Here is an 18199-nt window from a genome sequence, read left to right as displayed (position 1 = left end):
AAGCTGTTGGTAGCCGGGTCACGTACAAAGCCTGCCGGGTTGGTCACGATAGCGCTGAATGTCAATTGACTATCCAGCAAATCGTTCAACACCACCGGACTGCGGGTTGGGCCATTGGCCACGTTCACCGTCAAGGTGTATTGCACCAGTTGCCCCGGCGTCACGGTCTGACCGCTTGGCGGGTTGGAGCTCTTGCTGATCGTCACTACCGGATCAATCGAATGAGCCGTCCGGCAACCCGATGGGGTGGCGCACACTGGATCGGGACGACCAGGGTCACCTCCTCCCGTCGCACTAACGAAGTTGCTCACCGCACCGCTGGCCGTATTGGAGACCAAGGCGCTGTAGGTGATGCTGCGGCTGCCGTTGGCGGCGCCAACAGGGAGCGTAAAGCTGTTGGTTGCCGGGTCACGTACAAAGCCCGCTGGGTTGGTCACGATGGCGCTGAACGTCAACTGACTATCCAACAAATCGTTCAACACCACCGGACTGCGGGTTGGGCCATTGGTCACGTTCACCGTCAGCGTGTATTGCACCAGTTGCCCCGGCGTCACTGTCTGACCATTCGGCGGGTTGGAGCTCTTGCTGATCGTTACTACCGGATCAATCGAATGAGCCGTCCGGCAACCCGATGGGGTGGCACATACTGGATCAGGACGACCAGGGTCACCTCCGCCCGTCGCACTGACGAAGTTGCTCACTGCACCGCTGGCCGTATTGGAGACCAAGGCGCTGTAGGTGATGCTGCGACTGCCATTAGCTGCGCCAACAGGGAGCGTAAAGCTGTTGGTAGCCGGGTCACGTACAAAGCCCGCCGGGTTGGTCACGATAGCGCTGAACGTCAACTGACTATCCAACAAATCATTCAACACGACCGGACTGCGGGTTGGACCATTGGCCACATTCACCGTCAAGGTGTATTGCACCAGTTGCCCTGGCGTCACGGTCTGACCGCTTGCCGGGTTAGAGCTCTTACTGATCGTCACCACTGGATCAATTGAATGAGCAGTTCGACAACCCGATGGGGTGGCGCACACTGGATCAGGGCGACCAGGATCACCTCCTCCCGTTGCACTGACGAAGTTGCTCACCGCGCCACTCGCCGTATTGGAGACCAAAGCGCTGTAGGTGATGCTGCGACTGCCATTGGCCGCGCCAGCAGCAAGCGTGAAACTGTTGGTAGCGGGGTCGCGTACAAAACCCGCCGGGTTGGTCACGATAGCGCTGAACGTCAGTTGGCCATCCAACAGGTCGGCGAGTACAACGGGGGTGCGAGTTGGACCATTGGTCACGTTCACCGTCAGCGTGTATTGCACCAGTTGGCCTGGCGTCACGGTCTGACCGCTTGCCGGGTTAGAGCTCTTGCTGATCGTCACGACCGGATCAATCGAATGAGCCGTTCGGCAACCCGATGGGGTGGCACACACTGGATCAGGTCTGCCAGGGTCACCTCCGCCCGTCGCACTGACGAAGTTGCTCACCGCACCACTGGCTGTATTGGAGACCAAGGCGCTGTAGGTGATGCTGCGACTGCCATTGGCCGCGCCAACGGGAAGCGTGAAACTGTTGGTCGCGGGGTCGCGTACAAAGCCAGCTGGATTGGTCACGATGGCACTAAACGTCAGCTGGCTATCCAGCAAGTCGGCCAGCACAACTGGACTTCTCGTCGGACCGTTGGCTACGTTCACCGTCAGCGTGTATTGCACTAATTGCCCTGGCGTCACGGTCTGACCGCTTGCCGGGTTAGAGCTCTTACTGATCGTCACTGCCGGGTCAATCGAGTGAGCAGTTCGGCAACCGGATGGTGTTGCGCACACTGGATCAGGCCTGCCTGGATCACCTCCGCCCGTCGCACTAACGAAGTTGCTCACTGCACCACTCGCCGTATTGGAGACCAGGGCGCTGTAGGTGATGCTGCGACTGCCATTGGCCGCGCCCACAGGAAGCGTGAAACTGTTGGTAGCCGGATCACGTACAAAGCCTGCCGGGTTAGTCACGATAGCGCTAAACGTCAGTTGGCTATCCAGCAAGTCCGTGAGCACAACGGGACTGCGAGTTGGACCGTTCGCGACGTTCACCGTCAGCGTGTACTGGATCAACTGGCCAGGTAACACGGTCTGCCCGCTCGGCGGGTTGGAGGTCTTACTGATCGTTACCACCGGATCAATCGAATGAGCCGTCCGGCAACCCGTAGGCGTAGCGCAGACTGGATCAGGACGACCTGGGTCACCTCCTCCCGTTGCACTGACGAAGTTGCTCACCGCGCCACTCGCCGTATTGGAGACCAAAGCGCTGTAGGTGATGCTGCGGCTGCCATTGGCCGCACCCACGGGAAGCGTGAAACTGTTGGTCGCGGGGTCACGTACAAAGCCTGCCGGGTTAGTCACGATGGCGCTGAACGTCAACTGGCTATCCAGCAGATCGTTCAACACAACTGGGCTTCTTGTTGGGCCATTCGCCACGTTCACGGTCAAGGTGTATTGCACCAGTTGGCCTGGTGTCACAACTTGCCCGCTCGCTGGATTCGAGCTCTTGCTGATCGTTACTACTGGATCAATCGAGTGAGCCGTCCGGCAACCCGATGGGGTTGCGCACACTGGATCAGGCCTGCCTGGATCACCTCCGCCCGTCGCGCTGACGAAATTGCTGACCGCCCCACTCGCCGTATTGGACACAGTAGCGCTGTAGGTGATACTGCGACTGCCATTAGCTGCGCCAGCAGCAAGCGTAAAGCTGTTGGTAGCCGGGTCACGTACAAAACCTGCCGGGTTGGTCACGATGGCGCTGAACGTCAACTGGCTATCCAGCAAATCGTTCAACACAACTGGGCTTCTTGTTGGGCCATTGGCAACGTTCACCGTCAAGGTGTACTGGATCAACTGACCAGGTAGCACGGCCTGCCCACTCGGCGGGTTCGAGCTCTTACTGATCGTTACCACCGGGTCAATCGAATGAGCTGTCCGGCAACCCGATGGTGTTGCACACACTGGATCCGGACGACCAGGATCACCTCCTCCCGTCGCACTAACGAAGTTGCTGACCGCCCCACTCGCCGTATTGGAGACCAAAGCGCTGTAGGTGATGCTACGACTGCCGTTGGCTGCGCCCACAGGAAGCGTGAAGGTGTTGGTAGCGGGGTCGCGTACAAAGCCCGCCGGGTTGGTCACGATAGCGCTGAACGTCAACTGGCTATCTAACAAATCAGCCAGCACAACTGGGCTTCTTGTTGGACCGTTCGCGACGTTCACCGTCAACGTGTATTGCACCAACTGCCCGGGCGTCACGGTCTGACCGCTTGCCGGGTTGGAGCTCTTGCTGATCGTCACTACCGGATCAATCGAATGAGCAGTTCGGCAACCCGATGGGGTTGCACACACTGGATCAGGGCGACCAGGGTCGCCTCCGCCCGTCGCGCTGACGAAGTTGCTCACCGCCCCACTTGCCGTATTGGAGACCAAGGCGCTGTAGGTGATGCTGCGACTGCCGTTGGCTGCGCCAACAGGAAGCGTGAAACTATTGGTCGCGGGGTCACGTACAAAGCCCGCCGGATTGGTCACGATAGCGCTGAACGTCAGTTGGCTATCCAGCAAGTCCGTGAGTACAACGGGGCTGCGAGTTGGACCGTTCGCGACGTTCACCGTCAGCGTGTATTGCACTAGTTGGCCTGGCGTTACGGTCTGTCCGCTCGGTGGATTCGAGCTCTTGCTGATAGTCACCACCGGGTCAATCGAGTGAGCCGTCCGGCAACCCGATGGTGTTGCACACACTGGATCAGGACGGCCAGGATCACCTCCTCCTGTCGCACTAACGAAGTTGCTGACTGCACCGCTGGCTGTATTGGACACAGTAGCGCTGTAGGTGATGCTGCGGCTGCCATTAGCTGCACCCACGGGAAGCGTGAAACTGTTAGTCGCGGGGTCACGTACAAAGCCAGCTGGATTGGTCACGATAGCGCTGAACGTCAGTTGGCTATCCAGCAAGTCCGTGAGTACAACGGGGCTGCGAGTGGGACCGTTCGCGACGTTCACCGTCAGCGTGTATTGCACTAATTGCCCTGGCGTTACGGCCTGACCGCTTGCCGGGTTAGAGCTCTTACTAATCGTCACTACCGGGTCAATCGAATGAGCCGTCCGACAACCCGATGGTGTTGCACACACTGGATCAGGTCTGCCAGGGTCGCCTCCTCCCGTCGCACTGACGAAGTTACTGACAGCGCCACTGGCCGTATTGGACACAGTAGCGCTATAGGTGATGCTGCGGTTGCCATTGGCGGCCCCTACAGGAAGCGTGAAACTGTTAGTCGCGGGGTCACGTACAAAGCCTGCCGGGTTGGTCACGATCGCACTGAACGTCAGTTGGCTATCCAGCAAGTCGGTGAGTACAACGGGACTGCGAGTGGGACCGTTCGCGACGTTCACCGTCAATGTATATTGCACCAACTGCCCTGGCGTCACAACTTGCCCGCTTGGCGGGTTGGAGCTCTTACTGATCGTCACTACCGGGTCAATCGAGTGAGCAGTCCGACAACCCGATGGCGTTGCACACAACGGATCAGGACGACCAGGGTCACCTCCCCCGGTTGCACTAACGAAGTTGCTCACTGCGCCACTGGCTGTATTGGAGACCAGGGCGCTGTAGGTAATGCTGCGACTGCCGTTGGCCGCACCCACAGGAAGCGTAAAGCTGTTGGTAGCCGGGTCACGTACAAAGCCTGCCGGGTTGGTCACGATAGCGCTGAATGTCAGTTGGCTATCCAGCAAGTCCGTGAGTACAACGGGACTGCGAGTTGGACCATTCGCGACGTTCACCGTCAACGTGTATTGCACCAGTTGCCCTGGCGTCACAACTTGCCCGCTCGCTGGATTCGAGCTCTTGCTAATCGTTACGACTGGATCGATCGGATTCGTTGTCCGGCAACCCGTAGGCGTGGCGCACACTGGATCAGGACGACCAGGATCACCTCCTCCCGTCGCACTGACGAAGTTGCTGACCGCCCCACTCGCCGTATTGGACACAGTAGCGCTATAGGTGATGCTGCGACTACCGTTGGCAGCGCCAGCAGCAAGCGTAAAGCTGTTGGTAGCCGGGTCACGTACGAAGCCCGCCGGGTTAGTCACGATAGCGCTGAACGCCAGTTGGCTGTCCAGCAAGTCGGTGAGTACAACGGGGCTGCGAGTTGGACCGTTCGCGACGTTCACCGTCAACGTGTATTGCACCAGTTGCCCTGGCGTCACGGTCTGACCGCTTGGTGGGTTGGAGCTCTTGCTAATCGTTACGACTGGATCAATCGAATGAGCAGTTCGACAACCTGTTGGCGTAGCGCAGGACGGATCAGGGCGACCAGGGTCACCTCCACCCGTCGCGCTAACGAAGTTGCTGACCGCGCCACTCGCGGTGTTGGACACAATAGCGCTGTAGGTAATGCTGCGGCTGCCATTGGCGGCGCCAGCAGCAAGCGTGAAACTGTTGGTAGCAGGGTTACGTACAAAGCCCGCCGGGTTGGTCACGATAGCGCTGAATGCCAGTTGGCTATCCAGCAAGTCAGTGAGTACAACAGGACTGCGAGTTGGACCGTTCGCGACGTTCACCGTCAGCGTGTATTGCACCAGTTGCCCTGGCGTCACAACTTGCCCGCTCGCTGGATTCGAGCTCTTGCTGATCGTTACGATGGGGTCGAACGTGTTGGTAAACGTACACGTCAGGTCATCGCCTGTCACTGGCGTGATGGAGAAGCTGCTGCCGGTTCCATTGGGAGTCTGCCCTCCAGCACGCGTGTTGGTACAGGCCCAAGTAGAGGTGTAGTTAGGCAGTACCGTTGTGTTCGCAGCAGCCTCTGACAGGGTGTATGCAGTATTGGCGGTGGCTGCGGCGAGCGTCGACACTTCGGTGGCCGTCGTGCCAGTTCCCGTCGTAGTCACTGGGGCAGGTGCATTGGGACCAGCCATCGATAGCGTGAACTGATCCCCTGTCAACAGGCGGCCATTGGGCAAGGCCTTTTGGAGACGCAAACTCGGACTCTTTGTATTGGTGAACGTACACAGGATGTCTGCCCCACTGGCAGTGGCTGCGGCATTCAAATCCAAGGTCCCTGCGCCCAGGTTTGCCGTGGCGGTACCGCCCGATGCCATTCCGGTACAGGTGGCGGCGGTAAGCGAGTAACCTGGTGTTGCATCCTCCACAATCGATGTTGCTACGCCTGCGGCGGCCAAGCTACGCGTGGGTCCGGTAACGGCAACCCCTTGCGTCAGGGTGGTGAGTGTTTCGCTCACGACCCCATTACTGCCAGAAAAACTGAACGGCCCGACGCCAGCTACGCTGATCTTGCGGATCGTGAGACGAGGCTTGATAGCGTTGGTAAACGTACACGTCAGGTCATCGCCCGTCACTGGCGTGATGGAGAAGCTGCTGCCGGTTCCACTGGGAGTCTGCCCTCCAGCACGCGTGTTGGTACAGGCCCAAGTAGAGGTGTAGCTAGGCAGTACCGTTGTGTTCGCAGCAGCCTCCGAAAGGGTGTATGCAGTATTGGCGGTAGCTACCGCGAGCGTCGACAGTCCGGTGGCCGTCGTACCTGCTCCCGTCGTGGTCACTGGGACAGGTGCGTTGGGACCAGCCATCGATAGCGTGAACTGATCTCCTATCAACAAACGGCCGTTGGGCAAGGCCTTTTGGAGACGCAAACTCGGGCTCTTTGTATTGGTGAACGTACACAGGATGTCTGCCCCGCTGGCAGTGGCCGCGGCATTCAAAGTCACGATCCCGGTGCCAAGGTTTGCCGTGGCGGTACCGCCCGAGGCCATGCCGGTACAGGTGACGTCCGTGAGGGAATAACCTGCCGGTACGGTGGTTTCCTGTATCGTTGTCGATACACCTGCGCTAGTCAAGACACGCGTAGAGCCGGTGACGGCAACACCTTCGGTCAAGGTGGTCAGTGTTTCAAGACCGAAACCATTTGAGCCCGAAAAGCTGAACGCCCCGGTACCCGCCACGCTGATCTTGCGGATCGTAAGGCGAGGCTTGCTAGCGTTGGAGAAGGTGCAGGTTAAATCATCGCCCGCCACCGGCGTGATCGAGAACGTAGTGACATTATTCCCGCTAGGAGTCTGCCCCGTTGGATTTGCGTTGGTGCAAGCGTATGAGGTGGTGTAGTTGCTCAAGGCCGTAGTGCCTGCGGCTGTCTCCGACAGCGTGTATGCAGTACCGCCAGCGACAGCGGTGTGGTTCAGCACACCAGTTGCCGTGGAGCCACTGCCGGTGGTGACCGCTGACGCAGGCGCTCCCGTACCTGACATTGACAAGGTGAACTGGTCACCGGGTAGGTGCCTGCCAACGGGCAACTCTTTTTGCAGGCGCAGAGTTGGCGGCGTATTGGTGAAGGTACAAACGACATCTGCGCCTCCAACCGTAGTTGGCATCTGGAAGCTGCCGGTAGCGCCGTTTCCACGTGCTACCTCGATACCGCCGTTGCTTTCATCCACACAAATCCAGCTCGACGCGTAGTTGCTCAGGTTGGGCATTCCCGATGCGGTTTCCGCAATGTTGAACGTGCCTCCTGGCAAGCCCAGCAGCGGCCCTACCACCTGTGGCTGAACATTTGGCACGACACCTGCGGTTGTCGTCGTGTTGTTTGTAAGCGCGCTGGGTGGAGTCGTCGTAATCGCCAGGCCAAACTGGTGTGCGGCGGCAACCCTTCCCTGTGGCAAGTTTTTCTGCAACTTGACGGTATAGGCGCCCTGACAACTAGCCATATCACCGCCATTGCGGTTGGTAAAGTTTTCCAGGGTGATCTGAGCACCAGTCGTAGGGTTATAGACGGTGTAGGTCGTATTTGTTGGAGGTGGAGGCCCTCCATCCCCAAGCTGTGCAATCAAACGACCGTTGACAAAAGCGATGCCGGCAAAGTTTCCGGCAATACCTGGCATCACCATAGCTGCTGTTATAGCCGTGCCGGGCATAAGTGAGGCCGCGCCGGTTCCAGCATTCACCGCCGAAGCGTTGATGCGATAGATCCTGGGCTGCGTACCAGTTCGGTTGCCGGAGAGTAGGTAGAGATTTCCGAGCGCGTCGAAAGCCAGATCGCCGTTGTTGCCGCCTACGGTGGTGATCGTACCGATTCGTATCGGGGCTCCCGGGCCGCCGGTATATCTATACAAGGCCCATTCGGTCCCCGTGCCCCCTCCCATAGGAGCAGCAGAGTAGTAATTGCCGTTAACTGGATTAACGCCGCCCGCAATGAACGAACCGTGGGCTACAGGGGGACTGGCAGGGGCGGCAGAAGTGGAAAATGCCGGCGAGAGAGTGTTGTAAGTTTGCACCACGCCAGTGGTCGTGCTCACCATGTAGACATTGTTGCTGCCATCTACAGACACGCCTAGCCCGTTCCATCCCGTACCCATGTCCGCCACCACGACATTGGTGCCTGAGCCAACGGTGATGTGACGCAGGCTCTGCGTCGGCAGGGTGCCTATGTCCAGGGAGTAAGCATCAGTGTTGCCACATAGCAGCGTATGTTGCGCCTGCGCTGGAAAAGCCAGGCTCAGCAAAGCCGTCAACAACAGTGACGCCCACCACTTAAATATGCTGACCCGCTTCATACATATCCCTCCGCCGGCAGACTTTATGGATACTTCTATTACGCTTGGCGGCTACAGTCTGCTCCAGTTATCTATAGTTATCAACAACGAATTAACTCAGATCAATAATTAGTAGCTATTTTGCCTAACGTGCATTGATTTTCAGAGTAATCCCATGCACATGAAATTAGCTTGCAAGAGGTTGTTGGTAAACGTTATTTATCGGAATTTCAAATCCGATAGTTTTAGTAAAATCGTGTAAAACCGTGACTAATCTCGACTTGCCTCTGAAGGCAAGGCAAAGTACTACGGCAATGCCTTGCCGCAGATTCAGATCACTCTAAAATTCTTCTGAAACCAGGCGATATAGAGGCCATCCGCGTCACAGCGAACTCTAGCCGAGCAGTTCCCAATACGGGTTGAAGATCCATCGATGCCAGCGGCTTGAGTAACCTGGTGTCGAAACTGGGGAGGTCGTCTCCTCCGGGTTTTTTGGTCTTCGCTTTCGTGGCCAGAGTCCTGGTCCGCACATCACTGGTCTTGCTGTCTTCTGCTGTAGAGCGTTCCGACTCGTTATGGGAACTGCGCTCCTGGAAGCGATTTTTCCCACGCACGCAGAGCAAAGCTCAGCTTTACCGCCGGAAATCTGATGTCACGTCCTGCCCGCTTTACAGGCAGACGCTGCTACTTACGGACAGACCTTTTGCCGCGCGAACATAAGGCACCAATCGCGCCTAAACCCAGGGCGAGCAACATCAGCCCAATACGATCCAACGCAGGTACTGGAACGAGTGCAACCGTCGACTCCACATCATCGTCTCTCACCAGTACTTTCTGCAGCGCGCCCGCCACTTCGTAGGCGCCAAGCGTGGTGGCAGGCGCAATGGACAAGTCCGCAGTGACCTCGCCGTCTCCCATGACTGTATTGGGAGTCGCGGTCACAGTGCACACAGCTGAGGTAGCACCGCCCGCCACAACAAGTGGTTGCGTGCAGGTGGTGCTGTAGCGCGGATTGGCTGAGGGCAGATTCAGGTTGCCATTCAGGCCTTCCGGTGGCGCGGGGTGCGTGAGTGTCAGAGTACAGGTGCTCACCTGGCCAACTGAGTCAGTCAGGGCATCTGGGCTGCATACAAGACTGATGCTTGGTGGTATTAACGCAGATTGCAAATACCAATTCTTGCCTACCTGATGCAAGGTGTAGACGTAATCGCCTACCGCGATGGAGCCACCCTCCAGTGTGAAAATACCGCTTGATACGCCTCCCACCTGCACCACCAGAATGCCGTTACCCGTAGTGGCCGCGCCCAGACCATTCGCGTTCACCACGCGCAAGCTACTGGTGCCGCTGGTATTGCCAACAATATCCAATAAATCAGCTGGCGAAGCGCTGCCTTCCAATACGACGTCCAGCGCCACTACGCTTGCACTTGCACCCACATAATTACCCGCTACCACGAGGCGGTCATCGGCCGCAGGGCTTGCATCAGCCAAGGTCATGCTGCCATTGTTGGCAGCGCTGGCATGAACGGTGAAAGTGCCCGGCACTCCGCTTGCAGAAAGCGTGGCGGCGGGGTCAATATTGAGCTGGGCTGCAGCGCCACTTTCAAACAGGTCGCCAGTCAGTTGCAGTGTGGCTGCGTTCGCCAGGTGAATGGTTTCCCACTGCGTAAAGTTGTGGCCATTGGTTAGATTATTGGCTCCGGTAAAGCCCCGCAACGTGAGTCCATCCAGCGTGAATAGATCGGTGCCCATTCCGCCATCGAACTGGGGCACCTGCGAAACATCCACAGAGCCAGAAAGCGTGAGCGAATCGTCGCCCTCCCCCATGAAACTGCTGCCTGCCAGCGCGCCGCCACTGGCCTCGAGAGTGTCTGCACCAGCGCCCAGAGTAATAGATCCGGTAAGCGAGCCCGCAGTTTGGATGAGCCTATCGGCGCCAGCCCGCGTCAAGATAGGGCCTTCGATCATGCCGGCGTTATTGATGCTGACCGGGTTATTGACCGTGTCGGCACCATTCATGATGACCGCATAACTGAAGGCGTCAGCCCGGATGACGCCACCGGCTTGATTTTCTACCTCCCGGAAAATCGTGTTGCCTACGAAGGGGTCAAACTCCACGACGGCTCTGTTGGGTGATGCAGCGGTAGCGCCCTTGATTTCCAGTAGTCCGCTATTGGTAACTTTAACGGCCGTACTACCTGCCGCCACTGCAAAACTAACTGCTGCGCCAGCACCAAGCGCGCTGTCCACCGTCACACTGCCTGTATTGGTTACTTGCGCGGCACCCGCTGTGCCCAAAGCGCCAATACCATAGCCAGATGCACCTCCCGTCATGGTGACAAGTACAGAACCGCTGTTCACTGCGGTTGCTCCACTGCCCAGAACATCTATGCCGTTGCTACCACTGGAGGCAGTGGGACTGCTGTTGGTAAGCGAAATGTTGCCTCGGTTGGTGGCGCTGGCCAAGCCCAGGCGGGCATATAGGCTCGCGCCTGAAATACGGCGGTTAGCCGCCAATGTGGAGCTTATCGTTGCACTGAGATTGGCACTCGCCTCATTCAGCAACGATGCAGAAGTAAAGTTGTTCCCGTTGTTGTAGCCCAGATTGGCCACGGCCCGTGTACCCGTACCAGAACCACCATAAAGGGCACTGCTCCAGTCGATGCTCCCCTGGTTGATAACCGAAACGCCGCTGCCTGTGGTGTGCGTGGCGTAAGCCACACCTGTCAATGCGCCGGTCGCAGTCCATGTACCTGTGTTCGTGAGTGTGACGTTCTGGGTATTGATCAAAAATTGCCCGGCAGTCGCACCAGAGCAAGAGACCGCAGTCCCGGGCACAGTGACGGGGCTGGCAGGCGTACACACGGCCCAACTGGTGGAAGGCAACGCAAACACGCCGACTAGCGCGAGAGCAACGGGGTTCAGTTGCAGAAACGAGGAGTTTTTCAAATGGGTACGACGCATAGGGCTGAGATTTCATCATCTGCGCGAGCAATTTAGAACCTTTAGATTTCAACTTATCCTTAACTGCACGGCAATCCTGCACACATCGCAGACTTAATAAGCTGTGGCCTACGGGATTTCAATAGGAACCCCATCCCCATATGACTCAGACCATCACCACCATCTTCCAGGGTAGAACGACAGAGCCACAGGAGAAATTGACATGATTCAATGAAGTCCGCCCGGAAGCTGCACAATCAACCCATGCGAATATTCGCCATATCTGATCTCCATGTGGACTACGAGCCAAACAGGGAGTGGGTTCAGCAATTGTCTCGGGCGGACTATGTCGACGACATGCTGATCCTGGCTGGTGATATCAGCCACAAACAACCCCTACTTGAAGAGTGCCTGCTGGCACTCACATCGCGTTTTGCGCAAGTGTTGTTCGTACCCGGCAATCACGATTTGTGGGTGCTCGACGAACCCCCGGGAACTGATTCCATTACCAAGTTCAACCGGCTAGCCAAGACGGTGTCTGATTGCGGAGCATTTATGGAGCCAATCCGCAGGGGCGAACTGCTCGTTGTTCCCCTGCTTGGCTGGTATGACTATTCCTTTGGAATGCCGGGCAAAGAACTGAACAGCGGGTGGACGGATTTTCGGGCATGTCGATGGCCGGCTGGATTCACAATGGACGATGTGGCAGCCTATTTCGACAGACTCAACGCTCCTGTCTCAACCGAGGGTGCGAGCAAGCTTATTACTGTTTCCCACTTTTTGCCGCGCATTGACCTGATTCCATCCTATGTGCATGAGCGCTTTCGCGTTCTCGACCCCGTGCTTGGCAGCACACGGATTGAAGAGCGTTTGCGAAGACTGAAACCTTCGATCCATGTGTACGGTCATAGCCACATCAATCGCTCTGTATGGATTGATGGCATTCGCTACGTGAACAACGCTTTCGGTAATCCCAGAGAAAGCCGGATCACTTCTAAACAATTGCTTTGCATCGAGGAAATTGAGCTCCCATGATGAGCCTGGATACCGGCCCTTCCGCCCTTGGAGATCGCATTGATCTCTGGTTGGCTTACTACGACGAATTCGCGCAAGAAGCCCCTCGCCTGCTGGATCTGCTGAATGAGTCTGAACGCCAGCAACAGGCACGTTTTCATTTTGCGGACGATCGCTTGCGCTATTTAGTCACGCGCGCCATGGTGCGCACGGTGCTGTCGCGCTATGCAGATGTCAACCCCGCTGACTGGACGTTTGACACCAATGCCTATGGCAGGCCTGAGATAGCAAGCGCACATTCCGCAGCCAAGACGCTTTGCTTCAATCTCTCGCACACCCGTGGCTTGATTGTCTTGGGGGTGTGTCGTGAGTTCGCCATGGGAGTTGATGTGGAGCAGCAGGAACGGGCAGCTGCGCTTGAAGTCGCTGAGCGCTTCTTTTCCCCCACGGAAGCGGCGGAGCTAGCCGCGCTGGCACCGGAGCGGCAGCTCAGCAGGTTTTTTGACTACTGGACTTTGAAGGAGTCATACATCAAAGCCAGAGGCATGGGGCTTTCGATCCCGCTGGATCGTTTCAGCTTTGACTTTCCTTCAAGGGACACCGTGCGCCTTAGTTTGGACGCGAGTCTGGGAGATGACGCCCGTCGTTGGCGGTTTTGGCAATTGAATCTGCCGGGGAACTATAAATTGGCCGTTTGCCATGAGCGCACTGTGGGCATGGAGCGAACACCGAGTCTGCGGCGCATGAATACGCTGGATTCGTTTGAAATTCTTACGCCGGATTGGGTGCGGGCTTCGGGGGGGTAGGTGATTTCTTTTGACCGTGCGAAGAGAGAAGGTTTGGCGCCGGGTGCGTGCCGTGGCGCGTATGAATGCACCCGCAGAGGGGACTTTTCAAGCGTGTCGCTTTGATCGACCGCTGCTTGCCCTCTCCCCCGGGGAAAGGGTGTAAGAAGCGCCCGCGTTTTTCGTTTGGGGAGAGGGACCCTGACCGTGGGGATACAAGAGCAGAAGGTCACGTGCGACTGCAGTGCCTTAATCGACTGCTGCTTGCCCTCACCCCCGCCCTCTCCCAGTGGGAGAGGGAGTGAAATCCGACCGCATTTTTCGCTTGGGGAGCGGGAGTCAGTTGGGGCTGATTACCACTTTCCGGGTGAGGTTCGCCGACTGGAGCGTAAGGCTGTGGTGAGTAGTTCTACGGCGTCAGGGCGTTCGGCGTTTTGGGCGAAATCCAGGGCGGTGAGGCCCTTCTGATTGCGCATCTGCAAATCGGCACCAGCTTGAATGAGCAGCTTGACCGCTTCTGGCGCACCGTAGGAAGCTGCCATCATGAGAGGGGTGGTTCCGTTAGGGGATTGGGCGTCGATGAAAGCGTGCTCTTCAAGCAGCAATTCCATCAGTTTCAACTGGCCATTGGTCGCTGCGTAGTGCAGCGGGGTCCAACCTGGTTTGTTGACATCAGCACCCTTCTGAATGAGGCGTTGAGCCAAATCCAGATACCCCTTGAAAGAGGCCATCATCAACGGGCTTTCGTCCGTGGGGTTGCGGGATTCGGCCTTGAGCTTAGGCGAATCGATCAGCATGCGGGCCACCTTCAAAGAGCCCTCCTGCAAGGCGATATACAGGCCAGGTAGACCTCGCTCGTCTTTGGTGTTGGGATCAAGGCCGCTAGCCAAAAGGGTACGCATGGCAAGATCGTTGTCTTGCTTGATCGCGCGAACAAAGGAGTCCACGTCATTGGCAAAGGCGCCGATAGACATCAAAGCAAGCCACGCGCCCAGGAGGCTGCGGGCAAAAAATTTCATCATGAAGTGACCTTGCTAAACAAACTGGTGAAGTTGGCGCTGGTGAGCGCCGCGATATGGTCCACGCTGGTGCCGCGCAGTTCCGCCAACCGGGCTGCGACGTACGGCACATAGGCGGGCGTGTTGGTCTTGCCTCGAAATGGCACGGGTGCCAGATAAGGTGAATCAGTTTCGATCAGAAGGCGGTCGTCGGGCACCATGCGCGAAACCTCGTGCAGCTCCTTGGCACTCTTGAATGTGACAATGCCAGAGAGGGATATGTAAAAGCCCATATCCAGTGCGGCCCGGGCGACTTCCCGCGTTTCCGTGAAGCAATGAAATACGCCACCCGCCGCTGAGGCACCGGCACCCTCGCCCTCTTCACGCAAAATCGCCAGCGTATCTTCCGATGCGGCTCGGGTGTGGATCACCAATGGCAGCTGAGTGCGTTGGGCTGCTCTAATGTGTGTGCGAAAGCGCTCGCGCTGCCACTCCATATCAGCAATGGTGCGACCTCCCTTGCGCTCTTCCATCTGATAGTAGTCGAGCCCGGTTTCACCAATGGCAACGACACGCTCCAGCCCTGCGGCTTGCACCAGGTCGCTTTCAGAGGGTTCAAGAACCTCTTCGCTGTCGGGGTGCACGCCCACGGTGGCCCAGAAATTGTCATACGCCTTGGCCAGTGCGTGCACCTCGGGAAATTCTTCCATGGTGGTGGTAACGCAAAGCGCGCGGGTCACCTGCGCCTGGGCCATCGCTGCACGCAGTGCCGGCATGTCGGCACTGAGTTCCGGGAACGTGAGATGGCAGTGTGAATCGGTAAACATGAAAACTAAAACCGTCTCGCCCAATGGTGGGCGGGTTCTTAAATCGTCTGCGTGGGCCGCTCGGAGGTGAGAGATGTACCTAGGATGGCCTCAATCTTGGCTTTGAGTTGTATGGATTTTTCGTCTTTGGGGAAGCGGATACCAACGCCTTGTGTCCGATTGCCCGCCGCATCCGCCGGCGTGATCCAGGCAACCTTTCCAGCGACAGGATAGCGCTGCGGGTCATCTGGCAAGGACAGAAGAACGTAGATTTCCTCACCCAGGCGGTGTTCACGCGCCGTGGGAATGAAGATACCGCCTTCCGTGAACATGGGGATATAAGCAACGTACAGGGCTGCTTTTTCCTTGATCGCGAGCTGGATGACGCTAGGACGTGCCATAAGTTTTCAATTCTTGGAGTTTAAGGCTTCGCGAGCCGAGCTGACGAGAGACTCCGCTGCCAAACCTGCATTCAACGGGTGGTCAGCACTTCGCGCGGATTGCACCAACTGCCCCCACCACCGGGTAAGCGCGCTGATGGCCAAGGGCCGGGTGGGCAGGTCCGCTGCAGCAAAGAACCTGGGAGAAGCCCCTACTTGCATTGCAATCACATCATGGCAGAGTTTTTGCAAACGGGCTATGGCCTCAGGTAAAGGTACATCTGCCAGAGCGCCCACATCCCCCTTCACCATGGCTTTGGGGAGCAATTTCCACGATTTCGCATTCGATGCGGCAGCCGTTGTTGCGGCCAACGCGGCTGCCGGTCGGCCCCCTGCGGCATGGAGCATGGTCTGGGCATCCTGCTCGGATAGCCCGTTCCCAGTCAACCAGGCCATGGCTTCGGCATGCTCTGGCCAAACCATCACGTGGGTCAGGCATCGGCTGCGAATGGTAGGCAGCAAGAGGTGCGCTGCATCGCTCGCAAGAACGAAACGAACATCTCCTGGTGGCTCCTCCAGCGTTTTCAGCAGCGCGTTGGCAGTGACCTGGTTCATGCGTTCTGCGGGATACACCAGCACCGCCTTACCGCGGCCACGGCCGCTGGTGCGCTGAGCGAACTCAATGACGCCGCGCATGGATTCGACTCGAATCTCGCGGCTGGGTTTGCGCTTTTTATCGTCAATATCCGCTTGCGCTTTCTCAGACAATGGCCAGCCGCGCTCAATCATCACCGTTTCCGGCATGAGCACAGCCAGGTCAGCGTGGGTGTGTACATCTATGGCGTGACAGCTCACGCACTGGCCACACGCCCCTTGAGGGGTGGGCGCGTCGCACAGCCATGTGCGGACCAAGGCATCGGCAAGTTCGAGCTGGCCCAGGCCAGAAGGCCCCTGCAACAACCAGGCGTGGCCACGCTGGGCAAGCAAAGTTTCCACCTGCCGTGAGATCCAGGGAGCTAGAGCGCTCAAATCCATCCCCTTGTCTGTACGGACCGGCAAACGTCATCCCATACTTTTTCGCGCGCTTGATCAGCATCCACACGAGCAAACCGAGACGGACCTTCTTCCATTCGCCGTGCGTATCCGGCTCTGACAGCCTCAAAAAACGCCACCGGCTGAGATTCGAAACGATCCGGCAACCGAGCACCCGCCAGGCGTTCGGCGGCAATGGAGGGTGCCAAGTCAAACCATAAAGTCAAATCCGGTTGACGTAACTCGGGCGCCAAACCGTCTTCAGATGCAGGAAGTGACTGCACCATGCGCTCCAGATCGGACAGCGTCTGCCAATCAAAACCACGCCCTCCCCCTTGGTAAGCGAACGTCGCATCGGTGAAGCGATCGCAGAGCACGGTATCGCCACGTACAAGCGCGGGTTCAATGACCTGCTGCAAGTGGTCACGCCTGGCGGCGAACATCAGCAAAGCCTCGGTCAGCGGGTCCATGGCTTGGTGAAGTGCCAGAGAGCGAATTTGCTCCGCCAGAGGGGTTCCCCCAGGCTCGCGCGTGAGGACTACGGTACGACCCGCCGCACGCATGCGATCGGCCAGTGCCTCCACATGCGTGGATTTTCCAGCGCCGTCAATGCCTTCAAAGCTGATGAATAGACCTCGCCCCATCATTGGATGCCTCGTTGAAATTTATTGACAGCCCGGTTATGTTCTTCCAGAGAACCGCTGAAATGACTGGAGCCGTCGCCGCGCGCCACAAAATACAGTGAGCGGGTGGTCGCCGGCTGTACCGCTGCAATCAGCGACGCCCTTCCCGGCATGGCGATTGGCGTGGGAGGCAGTCCGGCGCGGGTGTAGGTGTTCCACGGGGTGTCCGTGGTCAAATCACTGCGGCGGAGGTTGCCGTCAAACTTGTCCCCCAGGCCGTAGATGACCGTGGGATCGGTTTGCAGGCGCATACCAATTTTCATGCGGTTGATGAACACACCTGCAATCTCGGGACGGTCAGCATGGGTTCCCGTTTCCTTTTCGACAATGCTGGCGAGAATGAGAGCCTCCTCAGCGGATTTCAGCGGCAGACCCGGCGCGCGCGCCTCCCAGGCCGCAGCGAGCTGCTTTTCCATCAATTGCATGGATTGGCGCAAAACGGCCAAATCACTCGTATTCTTGGTGTAGTTATAGGTATCTGGGAAAAAACGTCCTTCGGGGTGCTTCCCCGGCATTCCCAGAGCCTTCATAATGTCCGGCGGTGCCATTGTCCGCGTGTCCGGGCGAAGATGCTCGGCTTTCGCCAGGGCGGCCCGCACCTGCTTGAAAGTCCACCCCTCCACGAAGGTGACGGCCAGCACGATTCGATCCCCGCGCACCAGCTTATCCAGCAGTAGTTGCGGGGTCATACCGCGAGTGACTTCGTAGTCGCCCGGCTTAATGGTTTGCTCAGGGTTGGCTGCAAGCCGAAAGTATGCATAAAGCAGCGTCGCCTCTGCACGCACGCCGCCTTCGACGGCTTTTCGGGCGGCCGTGCGCAGTGACGCCCCAGGCGGGACTGTCATTTCTATCGTTTCTGCTGCCAGAGAAAGGGGCTGACTCGCCCACCACCAGAACGCCCCGGCAGCAGAAACCGCCAGCAGCAGCGCTAGTAAAAGCAATTGAAAAATACGACGCACAACCCTTCAGACCACAGAACAATAAGCCG

General features: G+C 57.8%; 10 protein-coding genes. 2 read left to right on the top strand and 8 right to left on the bottom strand.

Translation table 11 applies throughout. From position 1 onward, the window contains the following. Both G518_RS38150 and G518_RS0133180 read right to left on the bottom strand, forming a co-directional pair. Nucleotides 1-8591: DUF7927 domain-containing protein (locus tag G518_RS38150; RefSeq protein ID WP_036596977.1), on the bottom strand; the 8591-nt coding region annotated here is incomplete at its 3' end. 663 nt (nt 8592-9254) lie between these two features. After that, on the bottom strand, nt 9255-11534 hold the full coding sequence (locus G518_RS0133180; RefSeq protein WP_028606136.1) for a pertactin-like passenger domain-containing protein: 2280 nt from the start codon (nt 11532-11534) through the stop codon (nt 9255-9257). 243 nt (nt 11535-11777) lie between these two features. Between G518_RS0133180 and G518_RS0133175 the strand changes: the two genes are divergently transcribed. Together G518_RS0133175 and G518_RS38145 are read left to right on the top strand one after the other, a co-directional pair. Continuing rightward, entirely contained in the window at nt 11778-12548 is a 771-nt protein-coding gene (locus G518_RS0133175; RefSeq protein WP_028606135.1) for a metallophosphoesterase, read from the top strand. Beyond that, on the top strand, nt 12545-13333 hold the full coding sequence (locus tag G518_RS38145) for a 4'-phosphopantetheinyl transferase family protein (protein ID WP_051237677.1): 789 nt from the start codon (nt 12545-12547) through the stop codon (nt 13331-13333). Before G518_RS0133175 ends, G518_RS38145 begins: the two co-directional genes overlap by 4 nt. A gap of 332 nt (nt 13334-13665) precedes the next feature. Here G518_RS38145 and G518_RS0133165 read toward each other — a convergent pair whose 3' ends face one another. The 6 genes from G518_RS0133165 to mltG are packed head-to-tail and all read right to left on the bottom strand — an operon-like array spanning nt 13666 to nt 18170. Then, nucleotides 13666-14331 (bottom strand): ankyrin repeat domain-containing protein, encoded by a 666-nt coding sequence (locus G518_RS0133165; RefSeq protein ID WP_211231795.1) that lies wholly within the window; start codon nt 14329-14331, stop codon nt 13666-13668. Further along, a complete protein-coding gene (locus tag G518_RS0133160; RefSeq protein WP_028606133.1) occupies nt 14331-15137 on the bottom strand; it encodes a TatD family hydrolase in 807 nt (268 codons plus the stop codon). Before G518_RS0133160 ends, G518_RS0133165 begins: the two co-directional genes overlap by 1 nt. 38 nt (nt 15138-15175) lie before the next feature. Beyond that, on the bottom strand, nt 15176-15517 hold the full coding sequence (locus G518_RS0133155; RefSeq protein ID WP_028606132.1) for a PilZ domain-containing protein: 342 nt from the start codon (nt 15515-15517) through the stop codon (nt 15176-15178). A 6-nt stretch (nt 15518-15523) separates the two neighbouring features. Then, entirely contained in the window at nt 15524-16531 is a 1008-nt protein-coding gene (locus tag G518_RS0133150; RefSeq protein WP_211231794.1) for a DNA polymerase III subunit delta', read from the bottom strand. Beyond that, on the bottom strand, nt 16522-17172 hold the full coding sequence (tmk, locus tag G518_RS0133145) for a dTMP kinase (RefSeq protein WP_425414330.1): 651 nt from the start codon (nt 17170-17172) through the stop codon (nt 16522-16524). Before tmk ends, G518_RS0133150 begins: the two co-directional genes overlap by 10 nt. Next, on the bottom strand, nt 17172-18170 hold the full coding sequence (mltG, locus tag G518_RS0133140) for an endolytic transglycosylase MltG (RefSeq protein WP_028606129.1): 999 nt from the start codon (nt 18168-18170) through the stop codon (nt 17172-17174). The genes tmk and mltG overlap by 1 nt, the downstream gene beginning before the upstream one ends. Nucleotides 18171-18199: the final 29 nt, after the last annotated feature.

Source organism: Ottowia thiooxydans DSM 14619, from assembly GCF_000422885.1.
Lineage (GTDB): Bacteria > Pseudomonadota > Gammaproteobacteria > Burkholderiales > Burkholderiaceae_C > Ottowia > Ottowia thiooxydans.
Note: the sequence above shows the minus strand (reverse complement) of the source record. Positions and strands in the feature narration are given on the sequence as shown.

Coding starts and splice junctions, on each gene's coding strand:
- G518_RS0133175 (WP_028606135.1), top strand. CDS start 11,778: ATGCGAATATTCGCCATATCTGATCTCCATGTGGACTACGAGCCAAAC.
- G518_RS0133160 (WP_028606133.1), bottom strand. CDS start 15,137: ATGTTTACCGATTCACACTGCCATCTCACGTTCCCGGAACTCAGTGCC.
- tmk (WP_425414330.1), bottom strand. CDS start 17,172: ATGGGGCGAGGTCTATTCATCAGCTTTGAAGGCATTGACGGCGCTGGA.
- G518_RS0133180 (WP_028606136.1), bottom strand. CDS start 11,534: ATGCGTCGTACCCATTTGAAAAACTCCTCGTTTCTGCAACTGAACCCC.
- G518_RS0133165 (WP_211231795.1), bottom strand. CDS start 14,331: ATGAAATTTTTTGCCCGCAGCCTCCTGGGCGCGTGGCTTGCTTTGATG.
- G518_RS38145 (WP_051237677.1), top strand. CDS start 12,545: ATGATGAGCCTGGATACCGGCCCTTCCGCCCTTGGAGATCGCATTGAT.
- G518_RS0133155 (WP_028606132.1), bottom strand. CDS start 15,517: ATGGCACGTCCTAGCGTCATCCAGCTCGCGATCAAGGAAAAAGCAGCC.
- G518_RS0133150 (WP_211231794.1), bottom strand. CDS start 16,531: ATGGATTTGAGCGCTCTAGCTCCCTGGATCTCACGGCAGGTGGAAACT.